The sequence below is a fragment of the Mangrovivirga cuniculi genome, from assembly GCF_005166025.1.
In the GTDB taxonomy this organism is placed as follows: domain Bacteria; phylum Bacteroidota; class Bacteroidia; order Cytophagales; family Cyclobacteriaceae; genus Mangrovivirga; species Mangrovivirga cuniculi.
Genome location: NZ_CP028923.1, coordinates 1,535,941 through 1,554,048, shown reverse-complemented (window position 1 = coordinate 1,554,048; position 18,108 = coordinate 1,535,941). Strand labels below are relative to the sequence as shown.

Sequence of the window (18,108 nt, the reverse complement as noted above, 5' to 3'; positions counted from 1 at the left end):
CTTCTAACCTCCAATTAAAACTGTGGGCTCCCCCATTACTATAGAACCACCATGAGCTGTAGTATCACCCATTCTTGCTGCCGGCATACCACCAATCATCACTGTTCCGGATCCCACTGCGATCGTATCCGGTGGACCGGAACAAACACACATATCACCAACTCTTGCAGCTGGAACACCAGCAATTAATACTGTTGGCTCACCGACTGCTACCGGTCCACCCACATGGGGTACTGTTCCCGTGACCATCGGGCAAACATGATTATCTCCTATTCGAGCTGCTGGTAGCATTTATTTTAATTTATCTGTACTAAACTTCCTTTTATCACAGCAGTAGCCGATGCAGATAACTCTGCCTGGGCTCCTTCAGCAGCAAATTTTGCTGAACCCGCCATATTAACATTGATTCCTTCACCATTAAAATCTCCGGTTGCCTTTACCACCGTATCCTGACCCGATTCCATGGTGATATTTCCCTTAGCATTAAGTACAATATCTGCATCGGAAAGCAAACTGATCCCGGCATCAGACATTTCTACAGTATTCCCATTTTCTTCATTGACTAAAATGATTTTTTTCTGATCATCATCTAACGTGAAAGTATTTCCTCCAGGCGTAGAGATAGTCAGAATTTTATCGGCATCATTGAATTTTATTTCCAGTTCTCCTTTGGTGAAAATTGATTTTGTCGGATTTTCTTCTTCCGGAGTGTACTTAGGTTTTTTCTGTTTACCATACAGTGTACCAAGAATCACAGGATGCTGGGGATCATCATTTAGAAAACCGATCAAAACTTCATCACCTATTTCCGGGTAAAAAAACATCCCTGCGTCAGCCGTGGCATAGGTGTTTGATAATCGGGCCCATAAAGGCATGTTATCTTGTTGCAATGTTGGTATGGTGACCTGAACCCGGTAATTACCATCAGGATCTTCATGAATTTGTTTTACCAGTCCGGCATGGAGTCCCTGAATAGCAGGAGCCAATCCTGATGCTGGCTGACTATTTATATATGGTCTTTCTTCGGTATACCAGTCGTAGGATAAGCCTAATCGAAAATCTGTAGTCCAGTCTCCTCCTTCGATGATATGAGTAACACCGGAGATATAATTTTTACCGTTGAATTGCTTACTCAATCCTTTCAGTTCGATAAAATTGCCCGGATTGACGTAATAGTTGCCTAAAACTGTCATATTACCCCGAACTTTAGCCATCCTTGAACGGGTGATCTTAGCATCGGCCCATGCTTTTAACATAGATTGCTGCATAAATGCTGGTGATTGAAGAGGTACATCTTCAATACCAAAAACAGAAGCCAATTCCTCTGATTTTTTCTCACCCACTTCTACTTCACCCGGTGCTTCACCTGAAGCATCAATTAATTCCAGGTTAGATGAATCCCAGGCATAGGCATTCACTGCATTAAATTGGTTTCTTGCATCGACATCACCATTAAATGCCAGTAAGCCTGAACCATGACCTACTTCCAGCACTGCTTCTTCAGCAAGATCTATTTTCTTAATTGTTAACTTGTCATCACCAGTGTTTACCAATAGCCCGTTAATATCAGACCTCATTAATACAAAGTCCCAATCTGTCGAATGATGTTGAACCAGCTCAGGATGTTCTGTTTCTGAATCCTCCACTTCAAACTCCATTTCGTAATCACCAAAAATTTTATTGATTACATCAGAATCAGTTGATTCAAAGAATATTCTATTTTTCCTGGCGAGGGTAAGCTTTACTGCTTTGTGCTTACAATCAATTACAAACCGGGAGCTTCCGGATCTCATAATCCGGAGATTTTGTCTGACTATAACTCCTTTGAATATTGTTTCTTCTTCGTTTTGGTATCCGGCTTTAATTTCGATTTCATTTCCTGCACTAAACAGGTCATCGTTACTTAAATCAAAGCCCTGACTTTCACCCACTCCACCGTCGGTCAATTCGACTGTAGCAGATGATACCTTATTAATTTCTTTATCTACCCGAATGAATATCACACCGTACTGACCTGGGAGTTCATCTCCGTTGACCATTACAGTATAAGTTACCAGCCCACTTTTCTCTATCAGATTATTCATGGATAATTATTTCTTTAATGGTGGAAAACTAAGTTCCATTCCCGGCTCCAGATCTCTGAAGCTGGTTAGCCCATTGATTTGAGCTACCTGGAGATAGTACTTGGTATCTCCATAAATCTTTTTACACAGTTGAGGAAGATTATCACCTATTTTAACCGTAACCAAATGTGACAGATCGGGTGAATTTTTATTTAATCGTTTGGCCTGTTCTTCAAGAGTTCGGGCACTAACAAATCCAAGGTTGACCTTTGCCCGAAGGGAATCTCCATTTGGCGCAAAAAGAGTATGAGTAATGTTCATACTTTCCATCCTGCCCTTGAATGCCAGAGATTGTCCCCACTTAAGACCAACAAAAGGAGTTTCGTGTGCTTCGCCGATATAATCATAAAGTAGCTTTTTAAGCTCTTTGATCTTATCTCCTACTTTAATCACCTCTCCATTTGCTCCAGTCCCATCAAACCAAATCTCAAATTGTAGCTTTTCAGAATTTATATTTTCAAAACGTTGTTCGGATGCTTCAGAATCTCCGGGTTGTTCAGCATTATAACTGATTGACAATTGGTTAGTAATCGAATTAGGATTCATATACACGAACATTCTTCCGATCTCATCTTTCACATCGTATGTTGCAGAAGAATACGCAATGATTTCTAATTTTTTTAAAGCAGAAACTTCAGCCTCCATCTTTTATCTCTCTTTTTTCATTTCAAGCAGATGCATTACCTTTTCGACGCAATCATCTACAATTTCCTTCTTATCAATTTTCAGGGATTGATCATTTTTAATGATATTACGCCCTTCATTTACATTGATCCTAACTATTAATTCCTTTATCTCAACTGGCATATCAGGTCAGACTTTCTTCATACCTCTGGTAGGCCAACTCAATCGTCTCGACTACCAATTCATTACCTTGACTGTTTAAACCATTTACAGACCATTTTACCGGGTAAGCATTAAAAATGTCCAGGAGAGTAATGGTTCCTGATCATCTCCCAGTAACATGACTGTTATATCCTTTGGCTTCACGGGACTTGAAAACCCCACCTCAAAAGTTTGCTTACACCAGTCTACAAATGAAGAACCGGCAGCACACTTCCCTCTTTTTAAGACAAGATTGGGATATTTCAAAGGCTGGGGCAACCGATGAATAAACCGGTTTTCCCCACCCTCTTGAAATTCTTCAGTAGGCATTTCAACCGAAATACCACTTGCTTCCGTGAAGCTATTATCATATTGTTTCGATTCACCGGCCTTAGCTCCGGCTTGCTTCGATAAAAAAACGGCAAACCTGAAACCGGGAATCGGATAATTAATGTCTGCCATATTTTATATTATGATAATGACTGAACAATACCTTCATGAGCAAGTTCGAGCGTTTCCACTGCGATCTCATTAGCATCTGACTTAAGGTCAGGACCAGAGATTTTAGTAGGAAAGGCATTTGATACAGTCCAAACCATCACAGGCTCATCTTCTTCATCTAAAAGAGTGATAATAATATCTTCTCTTCTTTCTTTGTTTGTCTGTACATCTTCAAACCACTCATAAAAAGTAAGGTCATCTCTGAATACTCCTTTTTTAAGAGTAATCGTACCATGTTTTTTCAAACCTGGAATCTTACGGGTTACTAACTCCGGATCATTTCCAGATCTGTACTCAATGAACTGAGTTTCCATTTCAAGGCCGGTTACTTCCTGGAAACCAACCTCAACATCGCCCCACTCTACCTGAAAGTGGAACTTAGGTACTGGCCATAGTTCTTCTGCCATAACTTTTAGTGTTTATTCGTTAATGTTTTGTTTAAAAGATTAAGATTCCTGCATTTTTTGCTGGAAAGTGATCACGATAAATTCAGCTGGTCTCGATACAGCAACCTTCACTGAAACATTCATCACTCCATCCAATATATCATTAGGAGTCATTGTGCTTCCCAGTCCTACCTGAACATCGTAAGCATCAGCAGGAGTTAAACCTACCAGACCACCCTGTCTCCAGATATCGTTAAGGAATGAATTGATCATGCTGCGAACCAATACCCATGTTCCAGAGTTATTCGGCTCATAAACATATGCTTTAGCAGCTTTTTTGATTGATTGCTCAATATAAGTGATCGTTCTTCTAACGTTAATATATCTCCAGTCCTGGCTGTTTCCGTCTAGTGTTCTTGCACCCCAAACTGTAGTCCCTTCACCAACGAAAGCTCTGATCGCGTTGATCGATTTTCCTGAAGGAGTAACGTTTAGATCTTCCTGGTCATCCTGAGTTAGTCTAACCATTGGAGCGATCGCCTGGCTTACAGTAAGGTTTGCAGGAGCTTTCCATACACCTCTTTCTCCATCGATCATAGTATAAACACCCGCCATTGCAGCACTTGCAGGCAATACGTTAAGGTGAGTTTTGATCTTTTGAAGGATTTTCTCAAATGATGGGCTAATTACTTTTAAAGTCTGAGTAAGAGATGAAATGTCATCAACATCACCGATCTTATTGATCTCTGCTTTGATCTCATCAGCTTTCTTCGCATTTGGTGCGCTTGCTTCTGCCTCTTTGCTTAATAATTCTTTTAACTTATCAGTATTAGAAATATTAGCGTAGCTAAGTTCTTCGTTTTGAACTACAGAAGTATAAACCCATGGGTAATAAGCCGCACCGTAAGCTAAAAAGTTTGATCCGATTCCTTCGCGGAAACGAGTGATCACATCATTCTTGTCGTAAGAACGAGCCTTTGTTCCGTCAAATACATCAAGAATCGCAAACCTGCTTTTCGTTCTGTAGCCACAATGAGACAACATATCTTGTTGTAGAGCAAAGCAATCTGCTTCTTCAAGCATTACTGCTTCCGGAACAACAAGCATTGTTGGTTCTTCTTCACCATATAGTGAATCAAGTGCTTCCTGTAAAGCCTTTTTGGAAATAGCATTTTGCTTTAGTTCTGTGGTTGAAGATGGCTGTTTAGCATCTTTTCCGTCTTTAGATTTTGCAGCAGGAGCTGAAGATTTCACCTCTGAATAATAACTTCCGGCAGAAACTACCCAGCAAGTACTTCCTCCGTTTGCAAAGAAAAGCCTGATGCTGTCATAAAGCATAAATCTTGCTTTGTTATCAGAAACAATTTTGTATCCATTGTTTCCGATTTCAAAGTCATAATCTTCATTTGCATCAGCAGACTGAACATTAAAAGTTGTTGTCGGGCCTCCTCCGAAGATGTTATAAAATTCAGAAAGTGAGGAAATTCTCACTGGCTTGTTGATTAATGAGCGTCCGTCGCGACGTGCTTTTTCAGTATAGCCGATAAAGGCAGGTACTGCAGTTGGCACAGCTGCAACAGAATTCGAAAAGGCGTTCTTTTCTTCTACGTAAACGCCTGGCGTTGCTAGATTTTGTGACATAGTTGATCAGTAATTGGTTTTAAAAAGATCATACATATATTAAAATTTCAGAATATACTTTACTATCTGCCGACCGTGACTCAGGAATTATCCTATCCGGAGGTGGTGCCGGCATGTGCTTTAATATCACCTTATTACCAATGCCGGTAGATTTTCTAACAAGCTGGAAATGGTGATGAGTAAATTCGTGCATAGCTATTGGAATAGCTGATTCAAAGCTTATCGCCTTTTGCCCTGTGATCAAATCAGTTGACTGAGGCTTGCTGAATTTAATTTCTTTATCATTCGTCTCAACTCTCGCTTCCTCAATTCCATTGACATATTTTGAGACGATCAGGTATTTCCAGTACGTCTTCCTTGCCTTAAAATTGATTGAGTATTCATGGCTTTGAGGATCATCACCTTTAGATATATCACTCACGATTTTTTTACAATCATTTTTATTCAGAGTGATATTGATCAAACCCAAAGGTTTGCTTTTAACTCTTTCACTTAAGCAAACAATTTTTTCAGTTTGTTTTTTATCTTTTCTGATATAATAGACACCTGTTCCAATAGCAGGCATATAACACACGGGGTGTTCTTTGGGTGTTGCACTAAAAATTACATTTTGATCATTGTCAAGAATTTCAATTTCCCTATAATCATCACTAACTATCTCTCCCGGTTGTAATGCCTTTACAAATTCTTTTTTTGAAACATGATCATCCTGATGAAGTTCTGACCCTTTTGATTTTTCGAAACAAAGAATGCCTTCATGTAAATCGAGTGGCAGGCTGGTATAATTCACCAATGAAGTATCAGAACAATAGACCCAAAAATTCAACTCCAGTCCTTCAGATTTTCCAAGCTTATCAGCAAGGAGATCTTCCTTTTCTTTATCAAATAAAATCACCAGTTCATTATCACGATTACGTTCCAGCAAACCATGTTTTTCTAATTTTAAAGCAGTTTGAAAAGTAGGTTCTATTTTCATAAACTTTGCTTTGCCACTATCAAAGTAATCATGGTTTAAAGAAAGCGTGATCAGCTTATTGAACTTAAACTGTAATTTTATCATCCTTTATATATTTGTACCTAATCCGGTAAAAGGTGCCGATCCGGCCCCAACATTATTTTCATCAAAAGATATTACCCGAACTTTATAGAGTATAGAAGGCATATATTTTCCTCCCATCGAGCCCCACAAGTGACTAAGGTTTTGCAGATTCTGGTTATAAATTTCAAAAGACAATTTTTCTATACCCGGATCAAGGTCTGGAGTATTCTGATGATTCATCACTTTATGCGATTGAAAATAGCTGATTACCCCTGACAAATATTTAAGACCTTCAGGATAGTTCAACCCCTCAAAAGCAGCTGTAATCAAAATGAAAAGATTCATTTTCACCGGTCTAGGAGATCCCACCACAGGGTTTTTCTGGTTAATGGTTTCCTGTTCCAAATTAGCCAGGGTAAGTATGATTTTATCCGGTTCGGTAACACCGGCAGAACCATCCATATTGATAATATTTGAAATGATAACCTTCTCTTCAGGTTGCCTGAAGCGGTTTGACAGGTAATCATTTAATGCATCTGCAACAGATTGTACAGCTGAATAGATCATTGGTTGTTTATTAAAAAATTGTCCGGTTGATAGACGTTTATTCTTAAAAATTTAATTCCACCTGTTTACGGCAGGTCTTTTTCTGTTAAAAATTTTCTACTGATAAATAATATTATAATTGATCCGACAATAAATCCACATAACAGAAAAGCCACATCTCTTACTGCTGTATATTTCATTGCGATAAATACTACCGCTAATAAAACTATGATCAACAAGGCCAGTGTACTTTTAATAGCGATCCCAAACATCCGTTTAAAACGGCATCCCCATCGGTATAAAGCGTAAAAACCAAATATTGAAACTCCAAAAAGAGCTCCAAAAACACCTATAAGCGGTCGTGGATTAGTAAATAATCTTTGTGGATTTCTCATTATTCTGTAAGCAAGACTCATAATCCTGCGAAATGAGAAACGGCTGCCGCTGACTGACGCCTTCACAGCAGCAGCCTTGCTTTCAGACAGTGCAAATTTGGCTGCAAGCAATTTCCACAATTCGGTGTAGCCGTTATCATAACCTAAAGCCCAAATCCCTACACCTCCAAGATTTTGTTCATTTATGTAATCGTATTTCCTACTTAAACTAAGACTGTCATCATACCACAATTGCCTGTAATTATTAGAATTATCCCGGTAAACATAAAATTTACTCTTACTGACATCATCCTCACAACAAGCCAGGTCACCATGTTTTTTCCTGATATTCCGGTAGGTAGTCGTACCGATATATTTTCGTGCTTTAGAAGGGAATTTAAGATCGTAAGTCATCCACTCAGAGCCATAATATGGCAAACCAAGAAGTAATTTATTAGCGGGAGTTCCTGCTACAAGATATTCATTTACAGCACTTTGCAGGTTGTATTCCCACCATAGCTGTCCACTTTGTAATGGCGCTACAGGACCTGCAACGGAACTATTTGCACCGTAATATTCATAACCCATGATCACAAAAAGGTCAACATGTGGAGAAAGTTGTCTTATTTCAAATACTCTGTTAAAATCAATCGGAGGAACTGCAATCGTAATTAAATAATCCTTATCGATAGATCTTAAACTTGATGAAAGATCAATAATAAAATTTGTGAATTGCTCCCTGCTTGCTCTTGGAATATTCTCAAAATCTATATTAACTCCATGAGCTCCCCTTAACCTCAATAAGTCGATCAATTGATCAATAAAGTTTTTCTGAGCCTTTTTACTGGAAAGAAAAGTAAGGTTATTCTGAGCACCAAAATTTGTAACACTTAATACAACTTTGGTTCCATTGGCCTTTGCAGAATCGATCAATGCTGTTGTTTTCCAATCGTGTACAGTTTTATATCCTCCGGTGCGTGGATTTAATTCATAAGAAAAATAAGCGATTACGGAGAGAAGGGAAAAATTATAACTTTTATAAGCATCACCCATCCAATATGGATGCCATCCCAAGACATTTTTTGTAGTATCAAGAACGTGTTCTTTCTTGTAAACATTATTATGGGTAATTCCCATGTATTTACTCCACTGTTTTTCTTTGGAATATTCCTTTGAAGGCCTTCTCTTTTTAACTGATAGAACCCTACTTTCAAATTTTAAGGAGTCGATCGCATCCTTTTCGATAAGACCGGCATCAAAAGAAAGATCTTCCATTGCAGTCATGAGAGAATCTTGCGATTCAGCCTTCTTTTTAACCATCTGAACACTGTCAGATTGCGCTGATTGCTGACCCTCTTTTTTAACTTCTTGCGGTGAATTTTGTGGTGTTTTTTCCTCTATTGAATTCTCCCTGATAACCTGATTGAACTTGTCTTTAAGCCCATCTTGTGCAGAGATATTTTCGGTTAATAGAAAGCATACCAATCCAAACAATACATAACATATTTTGGAAAGCATAATTAATACAAATCCTGTTTTATTCGTCAAAAAATTTACAGCACAATTAAATTAAAAGCTGCTAAAATAAATCGGTTAAAAAATTAACCGGGTTGAAAGATCTAATTATAATTTTATCAACAAATATATAATTTATGAAAACAATTTATTTATTTGCTGACTCAACTACGCGACGATATTAATACATTAAAATCTTTTAACCAATGAAATTATTATTTTTTGTCATATCACTATTTTTAACTATTGGATCTACCAACACATTAAGCGCTCAAAATCAAACAGATAGCAAGTCAAAGCAGGCAGCAATAGAAATATTAAAAAATTTACAACCCGGATATTTCGGTAATGCAGAGAACTGTATTCCATACAAAGTTTACGCAGTAAAATATTACGATTCCTGGATACTTTCTGTCGTGCAGGCTGATAATATAGATGTCTTTATTACTGACGGCCCAAGAACTGAAGAAAGTGTTTATCATGTATCTGATTTTTTTATTCAAGGATTCGTAAAAGCATTAGAAAATAACTATATCATCAAACACTCTAAGAGAACAATCATTAATGATCTTGAGATTTATGATTACTACGAACTAGACAGAGATGGGGAGATTGCTATAAAAGGATTATTAAGACTTGAACTTCCAAATACTCCGGAATGGAAGGAACCAGATTTTTTCGTATTTAAGTTTTTTCACAACCTGTTTAATCGTGCCAAGGAAAATGCTCCTGAGGCGCCAACAATCCAGCCAGCACTAGAAGAGGAAATGAATGCAATGAAAGAACAAGCTTCTCCTATTACCGATGAGGTAAAATAACAAGTATAAATATAGATTAGACCACCTTTTTTAATTACAAAAGAGGTGGCTTTTTATTTATAGGTGAATCAGTTATTTTACATATTTAAATCATTGTAATGATATAATATGAAAATAAGATTTATTCTTTTTTTGGCGTTTTTGATTTCATCAATATTCACAATTCACTCTCAAGATGAATTACATGACAAAGGAGCTTTTGATCAGTTGATCATTCGGGGAGCTACTATGATCACAGGTGATGGTGCTCCACCGATCGGACCTATGGATATTGTAATTGAAAACAATAAAATAACCAGTATAAAAAAAGTAGGGGCTCCCGGAGTACCTATAAAGGAAGATAACCGGCCAAAATTAAAAAATGGCGGAAAGGAAATTAACGCTGAGGGAATGTATGTTCTTCCCGGATTCATTGACATGCATGGGCACATTGGCGGAGGACCTAATGTAGATCCGGAATATGTATTTAAATTATGGATGGCTCATGGGATTACCACGATTAGAGAACCAGGCGGCAGAGGCCTAAAGTTTACTCAGAACTTACAGAAGAAAAGCGAAAACAATTCAATTATCGCACCGAGGATTATCGCCTATAGTGTTTTTGGAGAAGGTAGTAAAGATCCAATCACTACTCCGCAAGAAGCAAGAGAATGGGTGAGAAAAAATGCAGATAAGGGAGCTGATGGAATAAAGTTTTTTGGTGCTGAGCCTGAAATCATGGCTGCAGCTTTGGATGAGAACAATAAACTCGGCTTAGGATCAGCATGCCATCATGCCCAAATGGATGTTGCCAGGTGGAATGTTTTAAACTCAGCACGTGCCGGGCTCACCTCCATGGAGCATTGGTATGGACTACCGGAAGCATTATTTACAGATAAAATTATACAGGACTATCCGTTAGATTATAATTATGCTAATGAGCAGGATCGATTTGAAGCTGCTGGCAGGTTATGGCAACAAGCTGCTAAACCATATTCAGATCACTGGAATAAGGTTATGGACGAATTAATTAAATTAGATTTCACAATAGATCCGACATTTAATATTTACGAGGCCAGCAGGGATTTACAAAGAGCAAGGAGAGCCGAATGGCATGAAGATTACACGCTGCCTAAACTATGGGAGTTTTATCAACCCAGTAAAATTTCTCATGGGTCCTACTGGCATTACTGGGGGACCGAGCAGGAAGTTGCCTGGAAGAAAAACTACCAATTATGGATGACCTTCATAAACGAATTTAAAAACCGGGGTGGAAGAGTTACAACAGGATCTGATAGCGGGTTTATTTTCCAGCTTTATGGATTTGCATATGTTAGAGAACTGGAACTTTTACGAGAAGCAGGTTTTCATCCATTAGAGGTTATTCAATCGGCAACATTAAATGGAGCAGAAGCTTTGAAAATGGCAGATCAGATTGGTACAATCAGGGTAGGAAAGCTTGCCGACCTTGTTATAGTCGAGGAAAACCCGTTAGAAAACCTAAAAGTACTTTATGGGACAGGTGCTATCAAACTCAATGATCAAAATGAAGTTATTCGGGTGGGAGGAGTAAAATATACTATTAAGAATGGAATTGTGTATGATGCCAAACATTTATTAAATGAAGTAAAAGAAATGGTTGATCAGGCTAAGGAAAAAGAAAACTACCAGATCAGACAGCCCGGCCTGACAAAATAATTGAAAGTATAAGTAAGCCTTTAAAAATTAAAAAGGCTTACTTATTATTTGTTGCACAAGGTTAATCCAATATAACTCGAACAGGACCTCCGGATGAACTTTGAGCAGCACCAAATCCAAAGTACCATTCACCAATAAATTCTGCATTACTTTGCGTCTGATTGATATTTCCTTTTACTGAATAATTTTCATTAGTTTCAGTATAGGTATAGTTCGCAACTATTTCATCATTAACCACGTCCCAGGTTCCACTTCCTTCCGTCGGATTGGTCTCGCTGTTAGCATCAACTTCTATAGTTCCATCCTCGAAAAAGGTGAGAGCAAAAAAGTTGTTATCACTATAGGTTCCTACAAATCTGCCTTGTACAGGATTTAAAATTTGAATTGGTATTATGATTTGTCCGGCAGAGTTTGAAACTATAACCTCAAGTTCATGATTACCATATGGCAGAAGCTTCGTCCAGGAAATCATGCCTGTGGTGCTATTAATCGATAATCCTTCAATATTTCTGGAAAGACTGAAGGATCCCTGATTTCCATTCCAGCTAATATTTGGAGCTGATGAATTACCCTCAGAGTAAAAAGCTGGATTAAAGGTTGTTTGTGAATATGAAACTTCAGGGGTCAATACCTCATCATCATCCTCACATGAAAACATGAAAGCAGTTAAAAATAAAAATGGTAGTAATTTTAATTTCCACATAATACAATAATTTTTAAATTGTATTAGTTAGTGTTTGAGAAATCGAAAGGTTACCTAAAAATTGAAATTATTTTTTGCTCAATCGACTTTATTGTTATTTAGACCTCCAAATAAAAAATAATTTACTTAGACCTTTTAATAGTATAAGTCACCATTTTAGAAAGGGAGTCTTTGTATTCTGATGAAGGGAATTCATCCAACATGGCTAATGCTTCTTCATAAAACCTGTTCATCACTGAGGTGGCATAATCTAACCCACCGGATTGCTTTACATAGTCAATTACTTCTCTGACTACTTTTGGCTTATGACTTTTATTCCTGATTTTAAAAATAATCTTTTTACGTTCGATCCAGCTCGATTGGCTAAGTGCGTAGATCAGTGGTAAGGTCATTTTTTTCTCTTTGATATCAATACCAAGAGGTTTGCCTATTTCATCGGCTCCGTAATCGAAAAGATCATCTTTAATTTGAAAAGCCATGCCTACTTTTAGGCCAAAGTCTTTCATCTTTTTGACTATCTCTTCACTGGCTCCTGAAGAAGCAGCTCCTACGGCACAACACGATGCGATCAGAGAAGCAGTTTTTTGTTTAATAATTTCGAAATAGACTTCTTCGGTAATATCCAGATGCCTGGCTTTTTCTATTTGGAGTAATTCCCCTTCACTCATTTCTCTAACAGCCTCAGAAACAATCTTGAGAAGATGAGTGTCTCCATTATCGATGGATAGCAATAATCCCCTGGATAAAAGATAATCGCCTACTAACACAGCAATCTTGTTTTTCCAGAGTGCGTTTATACTGAAAAAGCCTCTGCGATAATTTGCATCGTCAACAACATCATCGTGAACAAGAGTAGCCGTATGCAGCAATTCTATTAGTGCAGCACCGCGATAAGTAGACTCAGATATTTCACCGGTTGTACCCGCACTCAAAAACACAAACATCGGACGCATCTGCTTACCTTTTCTTTTAATAATGTAGCCCATTATTTTATCAAGCAACATTACCCTTGTTTGCATGGACTGCCTGAACTTTTTCTCAAAAGCAGTCATTTCTGAAGCGATCGGCGCCTGGATTTCTTTTACTGTGATCTGAGTCATAATTTTTATGCGACACAATATTAATATCAATTAGGGCTATTGCAAAGTAAGCACATGGATAATTGTACGTTTTTTGACGAAAAATTTATATTTTAAAGTAATTGATACAGTTATGGCAAAAATTACTACGACAATTGAATCTGATACACCTGATAAACCGATCGCAATCGATGTTTGTTATGAATCTTCTCACAAACCCAAACCGATAATTATTTTCTGTCATGGGTTTAAAGGATTTAAAGATTGGGGAGGCTGGAATTTAATGGCTGAAGAATTCTCTTCATTAGACCTTGTTGCTGTAACCTTTAACTTTAGTCATAACGGAACCACTCCCGAAGACCCTCTGAATTTTGGCGACCTGGAAGCTTTTGGTAATAATAATTACGGAAAAGAAATTAATGAAATTAACAAGGTAGTTGACTGGATTTCAAATTATCCTGCTGAAATACCAAAAGAGGAGATTGATCCTTCTAAAATCGCAATTATGGGACATAGTCGTGGTGGCTCTATGGCTTTACTGGCTGCAATAGAAAATGCTGATATAAACATTGCAATAGCGCTTGCTCCGGTATTTAACCCAATAGAAAGGATGCCTTCTGATAATATTGAAAAGTGGAAAGAAGACGGAGTTGTATATATTGATAATGCACGGACCGGACAAAATATGCCAATGTATTATCAATTTTATGAAGACACTCAGCTCAATAAAGAGCGATATAACCTCCCCGAAAAAATTGCTAAGCTTGGTAAGCCTGTTTTAATTATACATGGATCAGATGACCCAACAGTAGATTATAAAGGATCTTTAAAACTTAGGAAATTAAATGATTCAATTAAAATAGAAATAATCGAAGGAGCGAATCATGTATTTGGAATGAGTCATCCTTACCTTGACAAAACATTACCAAACCATATGAAAACAGTAATGAAAAATGTTGTTGATTTTTTAAGTCCTTTAAGGCTTAAAAAATAAAAATCCCGGTCGAGGACCGGGATTCAGGCAATTAATAACTTTTATATCTGTTAAATCTTGAATTATTTCATTTTAACGTCAACTGCATTAAGTCCTTTTCTGCCTTCGGCAAGATCGAAGTTCACTTCGTCACCTTCTACTACCTGGTCAACTAGACCTGAGATGTGTACGAAGTATTCTTTTTTTGTTTCATCATCAATGATAAATCCATATCCTTTAGACTCATTGAAGAATTTAACTGTTCCGTTTTTCATTGTAATAAATTGTAATAGTATTAATAATTGCTCAAAGGTATATATAAAAACATTCTAAAAATACAATTTAAGTATAATTTATTCAGGGTGTTTAAAAAATTAACATACAAAGCTGATTTTCAATTTATTATTAACAATTCGATAACAAACATTCAATGAAGATATTCCTTAATATTTTACAATCAGTAAAATCTTTTTCCTTAGTGAAAAACGGGTAAAATATAAACCGGTTGATCTGTCTTTAGTAAAGTTCGCTGTTCAGAATTTTCATTTGATTCTGTAGGTATTTCTACTAAAACTATATCGTTAGATTTCTGCCCTGCAACCAGTAATTCTTTTCCTCCGGGTAATATCATGAAATACCTTGGAACCTCAACTTCTGCTGAAAAAGTAAACTTCTCATTTTCTTCAAGATCAAAATAAGTAAGACTATTTATTTCGCCCCGATTGCTAACTAAAAATTTATTTCTATTGGGGAAAAACTGAATTTCGGCAGCACTACCCTTACCTTTCTCTTTATCCGTATTTAAATTTTCAGTTTTAATGTACTTGAGTTTTCCTTTATTATAATTAGCAACCCCCACTGTTTCACTCAGTTCTTCTGCTATAATCAATTTATTTCCTTCAGGATTGAATTTAACATGCCTTGGTCCATTACCACTAGGTACTGATATTCCTCTATTCTTTTTTAATAAAAAAGGCTTTTCAGAATTTGCATTATACTGGTAAACTTCTACCCTGTCGGTGCCCAGGTCCGCAACCAAAAGATTTTGATTGTCAGGAGAAAACACAAGGTCATGCACGTGGGGAGCCTCCTGTCTTTGAGAATTAATAGAACTTCCCTTATGAGCTATCGTCTGTACCCTTTCTCCTATTGCTCCATCTTCCCGGATTCTGTAAACAGAAAAATTACCTCCTGTATAATTTCCAATTAAAATATATCTTCTGTCAGGAGACATCGCCAATACACAGGGATGATCACCCATTGAAGGTGCAGAATTTATTTTTTTAATTCACCATTCTCTTTATCAAAAGAAAGAGCAGTAAGCCAGCCACCGGTAGGCGAAGCTACCTCTTCAACAGCATATAAAACTGAATTGATGGAATCATAAAGCAAATAAGAAGGGTTTGATACATCTTTAAATGTATACATATAATCTGCATCTTTTTTTTCTACATCCCATTCGTAAACTGCTATACCTTTTTCTTTTTCTGAATCGTACTTTCCTATTAATAGGTAGTTATTCTGACCACTGATATTTAAACAAATCAGTAAAAAAGCAGGCAAAAATATATTTTGAAAATTCATATTATCTAATATTAAATAAAAAGAGGAGACTAGCTCCTCTTTTTATCAAAAAACCCAAATAAACATCATTTAATGGCAAACGTAGCTTTAGAAGCACCAATAATGACATCAAATTCACCCGGTTCTAAGACCGGGGTCCCCTCCTGCCCTATAAAAGCCAGGTCAGAAGCAGAAATCTTAAAATTAAGTATGGTGGTTTCTCCCGGATCCAGATAAACTTTTTTGAATGCTTTAAGTCTTTTAACAGATGGAGTTATTGAAGCAAAATGGTCTCTAATAAAAACATCTACTGCTTTTTTTCCACCTACATTCCCTGTATTTTTCACTGAAACAGATACATTCAGTGTTCCTTCAGTTGAAATTTCTTTTTCCTCTAGTTTTAAATTTTCAATTTTAAAGTCAGTGTAACTCAACCCGTGTCCAAAATCCCACTGAGGTTGATAACCGGTCTGACCATAGGTATTCGGAATATCCTCTCTGATCTCTTCAGTAAGTTTATGATCATAATGAACAATATCTCCTGAATGTTTTGGATAAGTAAAAGGTAACACCCCTGATGGGTTTTCCACACCGGCTAAAAGGTTTGCAGCTGCCAGACCACCAAAAGTTGCCGGTCTTAAACCAAGGAGAATTGCATCAAGGCCAGGCTCTATCGAGGAAATTATTCTGGGACGTCCGGTAAAGAATACTGCAATCACCGGCTTGCCCGTATCCATTGCTTCCCTGGCTAATTTCAATTGCCTCTCATCTAAATCAAGATTATCGATCACACCGGGACCTTCAGCATATGGAGGTTCTCCTAAAGCAAGGATAATCACATCAGAACCGGATACATTACCCAGCTGATAATTACCTTTATCATCCCATTCATTGGTTGAATTACAATTAACATTCTCTTCGCCAAACACCTCTTTCATTCCCTCATAGAAAGTTTTTGTCTGTTCAGAATACTGAGATTCATCATTTCCCATCCAGGTAAATGACCAGGAACTATGTAATGGACCGAAGGCATTAGCGGTAGGTCCTGCAATAGTAATCTCTGTGTTTTTATTAAGAGGTAAAATACCTTCATTTTTAGTTAAAACCATACTTTCGACCGCAGAAGTATAGGCAGCAGTATCAAACTCAGGCTTGAACAATTCTTCTTCGGATACCGCCGGGCTCACTGGTTGAGCAAACAAACCCAAATCGGATTTTAGCTTGAGAATTCTTCTAACAGACTCATCGAGTCTTTCTTCAGAAATAGTTCCTTCTTTAACCAATTCAACAAGCAGGTCATAAAATGAATAATCATAAGGAACCATACTCATATCTAATCCGGCATCTACCGCCATTCGAACTGCTTCTTTTGGAGTAGAAGCAACCCTGTGACGAGTATGCAAACGAATAACATCTTCCCAGTCTGACACTGCAACCCCCTGGAATCCCAATTCATTTCGTAACACTTCTGTTAACCAATGCTTACTGGCATGAACCGGAACCCCATTAATCTCTCCGGAATTGATCATCACAGTTGCTACATCATTTTCTACAGCAGCTTTAAATGGAGGTAACAAATATTCTTTTAGAAAAATATCAGAAATATCAGCCGGTGTACGGTCTTTTCCACTTGAAGGCACTGAATACCCAAGAAAGTGCTTCATGCAGGCGGCAACGGCAGTATTACTTTTAAGACCATCCTCCTGGTAACCGGTTATTGCTGCTTCTCCCATTTCAGTAACAAGGTGTACATCTTCACCAAATGTCTCTTCAAATCTTGACCACAAAGGTTGACGTCCCAGTCCTAATACAGGATCAAAATCCCATGGTATGCCGCTTGAACGAGTTTGAAAGGCTGTAATAGAAGCAGATTTATGAACAAGATCTTTATTTCGCGAAGCAGCCATCCCTATATTATGAGGAAATAAGGAAGATCCCTTTAAATAAGTTGCACCATGAATAGCATCTATACCATATAAAACCGGAATACTATTCGGAGTTTCATTTTCAGCAACTTCCTGAATACTAGTCAATATATTTCTCCATGTTTCATAAGAGTAAGCATGACCTTTAACATTCAGAATACTTCCTACTTTTTTCTCTACTATAGCTTTTCGGAGTTTGTCAGGATCAATTTCAGTAGTAGAATTCTCCTTTAAAATAAGATCGATGGTAACCTGAGTCATCTGTCCTACCTTTTCTTCCACTGTCATTTTATCAAGCAAACTTTCGACAAAAGCGTTAGTATTGTTGCCTGCTGAAGCTTCAATTGTTTTCATATCAGAGCTTTTATCACAAGAGACCAACAGTGTTAAAACAGATAGAATAAATGCTATCCATAAGTT

At 37.4% G+C, this 18,108-nt stretch carries 16 protein-coding genes and 2 pseudogenes; 3 read left to right on the top strand and 15 right to left on the bottom strand.

Annotated elements, in window-relative coordinates; translation table 11 throughout:
* Window positions 1–3: 3 nt before the first annotated feature.
* The 10 genes and pseudogenes from DCC35_RS07055 to DCC35_RS07015 all read right to left on the bottom strand — a co-directional run bounded on the left by DCC35_RS07055 (window position 4) and on the right by DCC35_RS07015 (window position 8,953).
* On the bottom strand, window positions 4–291 hold the full coding sequence (locus tag DCC35_RS07055) for a PAAR domain-containing protein (RefSeq protein ID WP_137090117.1): 288 nt from the start codon (window positions 289–291) through the stop codon (window positions 4–6).
* Between the two features lie 5 nt (window positions 292–296).
* Window positions 297–2,084 carry a type VI secretion system tip protein VgrG gene (gene vgrG, locus DCC35_RS07050; protein ID WP_137090116.1) on the bottom strand — a complete coding sequence of 596 codons (1,788 nt, stop codon included), beginning with the start codon at window positions 2,082–2,084 and terminating at the stop codon, window positions 297–299.
* Window positions 2,085–2,090: 6 nt separating this feature from the next.
* The gene (locus tag DCC35_RS07045) at window positions 2,091–2,768 is read right to left on the bottom strand and encodes a CIS tube protein (protein WP_137090115.1); all 678 of its coding nucleotides are present in this window, start codon (window positions 2,766–2,768) and stop codon (window positions 2,091–2,093) included.
* A gap of 3 nt (window positions 2,769–2,771) precedes the next feature.
* Window positions 2,772–2,930, bottom strand: a complete 159-nt coding sequence (locus DCC35_RS20615) for a DUF5908 family protein (RefSeq protein WP_175402751.1) — start codon at window positions 2,928–2,930, stop codon at window positions 2,772–2,774.
* 1 nt (window position 2,931) lies between these two features.
* Window positions 2,932–3,410 (bottom strand): annotated as a pseudogene (locus DCC35_RS07040) (phage tail protein).
* An 8-nt stretch (window positions 3,411–3,418) separates the two neighbouring features.
* Complete coding sequence (locus DCC35_RS07035) at window positions 3,419–3,856, bottom strand: phage tail protein (protein ID WP_137090114.1); 438 nt, start codon at window positions 3,854–3,856, stop codon at window positions 3,419–3,421.
* Between the two features lie 39 nt (window positions 3,857–3,895).
* Complete coding sequence (locus DCC35_RS07030; protein WP_137090113.1) at window positions 3,896–5,476, bottom strand: phage tail sheath family protein; 1,581 nt, start codon at window positions 5,474–5,476, stop codon at window positions 3,896–3,898.
* Between the two features lie 28 nt (window positions 5,477–5,504).
* Window positions 5,505–6,536 (bottom strand): hypothetical protein, encoded by a 1,032-nt coding sequence (locus DCC35_RS07025; RefSeq protein WP_137090112.1) that lies wholly within the window; start codon window positions 6,534–6,536, stop codon window positions 5,505–5,507.
* A 3-nt stretch (window positions 6,537–6,539) separates the two neighbouring features.
* Entirely contained in the window at window positions 6,540–7,082 is a 543-nt protein-coding gene (locus DCC35_RS07020) for a DUF4255 domain-containing protein (protein ID WP_137090111.1), read from the bottom strand.
* Window positions 7,083–7,147: 65 nt separating this feature from the next.
* Window positions 7,148–8,953, bottom strand: coding sequence for a glycosyl hydrolase family 18 protein (locus DCC35_RS07015; RefSeq protein WP_137090110.1), 1,806 nt, complete (start codon window positions 8,951–8,953; stop codon window positions 7,148–7,150).
* 203 nt (window positions 8,954–9,156) lie between these two features.
* Between DCC35_RS07015 and DCC35_RS07010 the strand changes: the two genes are divergently transcribed.
* Window positions 9,157–9,768 (top strand): hypothetical protein, encoded by a 612-nt coding sequence (locus DCC35_RS07010; RefSeq protein ID WP_137090109.1) that lies wholly within the window; start codon window positions 9,157–9,159, stop codon window positions 9,766–9,768.
* Between the two features lie 108 nt (window positions 9,769–9,876).
* On the top strand, window positions 9,877–11,445 hold the full coding sequence (locus DCC35_RS07005; RefSeq protein WP_137090108.1) for an amidohydrolase family protein: 1,569 nt from the start codon (window positions 9,877–9,879) through the stop codon (window positions 11,443–11,445).
* 61 nt (window positions 11,446–11,506) lie between these two features.
* Here the strand turns inward: DCC35_RS07005 and DCC35_RS07000 are convergent, their stop codons facing one another.
* Together DCC35_RS07000 and DCC35_RS06995 are read right to left on the bottom strand one after the other, a co-directional pair.
* A complete protein-coding gene (locus DCC35_RS07000) occupies window positions 11,507–12,148 on the bottom strand; it encodes a hypothetical protein (protein ID WP_137090107.1) in 642 nt (213 codons plus the stop codon).
* 122 nt (window positions 12,149–12,270) lie between these two features.
* Window positions 12,271–13,248, bottom strand: a complete 978-nt coding sequence (locus tag DCC35_RS06995; RefSeq protein WP_137090106.1) for a polyprenyl synthetase family protein — start codon at window positions 13,246–13,248, stop codon at window positions 12,271–12,273.
* Window positions 13,249–13,360: 112 nt separating this feature from the next.
* On the opposite strand from DCC35_RS06995, the gene DCC35_RS06990 reads away from it, so the two are divergent.
* On the top strand, window positions 13,361–14,221 hold the full coding sequence (locus tag DCC35_RS06990) for an alpha/beta hydrolase family protein (protein ID WP_137090105.1): 861 nt from the start codon (window positions 13,361–13,363) through the stop codon (window positions 14,219–14,221).
* Window positions 14,222–14,283: 62 nt separating this feature from the next.
* Here the strand turns inward: DCC35_RS06990 and DCC35_RS06985 are convergent, their stop codons facing one another.
* From DCC35_RS06985 to DCC35_RS06970, 3 genes and pseudogenes are all read right to left on the bottom strand, one after another.
* Window positions 14,284–14,475, bottom strand: coding sequence for a cold-shock protein (locus DCC35_RS06985; protein ID WP_137090104.1), 192 nt, complete (start codon window positions 14,473–14,475; stop codon window positions 14,284–14,286).
* Between the two features lie 200 nt (window positions 14,476–14,675).
* A pseudogene (locus DCC35_RS06980) lies at window positions 14,676–15,784 on the bottom strand (lactonase family protein).
* Between the two features lie 65 nt (window positions 15,785–15,849).
* The gene (locus DCC35_RS06970; RefSeq protein WP_246070170.1) at window positions 15,850–18,042 is read right to left on the bottom strand and encodes a glycoside hydrolase family 3 N-terminal domain-containing protein; all 2,193 of its coding nucleotides are present in this window, start codon (window positions 18,040–18,042) and stop codon (window positions 15,850–15,852) included.
* Window positions 18,043–18,108: the final 66 nt, after the last annotated feature.

Excerpts from the sequence above, each read along its gene's own strand:
- DCC35_RS07000 (WP_137090107.1), bottom strand. The coding sequence starts at position 12,148 with ATGTGGAAATTAAAATTACTACCATTTTTATTTTTAACTGCTTTCATG.
- DCC35_RS07020 (WP_137090111.1), bottom strand. The coding sequence starts at position 7,082 with ATGATCTATTCAGCTGTACAATCTGTTGCAGATGCATTAAATGATTAC.
- DCC35_RS20615 (WP_175402751.1), bottom strand. The coding sequence starts at position 2,930 with ATGCCAGTTGAGATAAAGGAATTAATAGTTAGGATCAATGTAAATGAA.
- DCC35_RS07055 (WP_137090117.1), bottom strand. The coding sequence starts at position 291 with ATGCTACCAGCAGCTCGAATAGGAGATAATCATGTTTGCCCGATGGTC.
- DCC35_RS06985 (WP_137090104.1), bottom strand. The coding sequence starts at position 14,475 with ATGAAAAACGGAACAGTTAAATTCTTCAATGAGTCTAAAGGATATGGA.
- DCC35_RS07035 (WP_137090114.1), bottom strand. The coding sequence starts at position 3,856 with ATGGCAGAAGAACTATGGCCAGTACCTAAGTTCCACTTTCAGGTAGAG.
- vgrG (WP_137090116.1), bottom strand. The coding sequence starts at position 2,084 with ATGAATAATCTGATAGAGAAAAGTGGGCTGGTAACTTATACTGTAATG.
- DCC35_RS07010 (WP_137090109.1), top strand. The coding sequence starts at position 9,157 with ATGAAATTATTATTTTTTGTCATATCACTATTTTTAACTATTGGATCT.
- DCC35_RS06990 (WP_137090105.1), top strand. The coding sequence starts at position 13,361 with ATGGCAAAAATTACTACGACAATTGAATCTGATACACCTGATAAACCG.
- DCC35_RS07025 (WP_137090112.1), bottom strand. The coding sequence starts at position 6,536 with ATGATAAAATTACAGTTTAAGTTCAATAAGCTGATCACGCTTTCTTTA.
- DCC35_RS06995 (WP_137090106.1), bottom strand. The coding sequence starts at position 13,248 with ATGACTCAGATCACAGTAAAAGAAATCCAGGCGCCGATCGCTTCAGAA.
- DCC35_RS07030 (WP_137090113.1), bottom strand. The coding sequence starts at position 5,476 with ATGTCACAAAATCTAGCAACGCCAGGCGTTTACGTAGAAGAAAAGAAC.
- DCC35_RS07045 (WP_137090115.1), bottom strand. The coding sequence starts at position 2,768 with ATGGAGGCTGAAGTTTCTGCTTTAAAAAAATTAGAAATCATTGCGTAT.
- DCC35_RS07005 (WP_137090108.1), top strand. The coding sequence starts at position 9,877 with ATGAAAATAAGATTTATTCTTTTTTTGGCGTTTTTGATTTCATCAATA.
- DCC35_RS06970 (WP_246070170.1), bottom strand. The coding sequence starts at position 18,042 with ATGAAAACAATTGAAGCTTCAGCAGGCAACAATACTAACGCTTTTGTC.
- DCC35_RS07015 (WP_137090110.1), bottom strand. The coding sequence starts at position 8,953 with ATGCTTTCCAAAATATGTTATGTATTGTTTGGATTGGTATGCTTTCTA.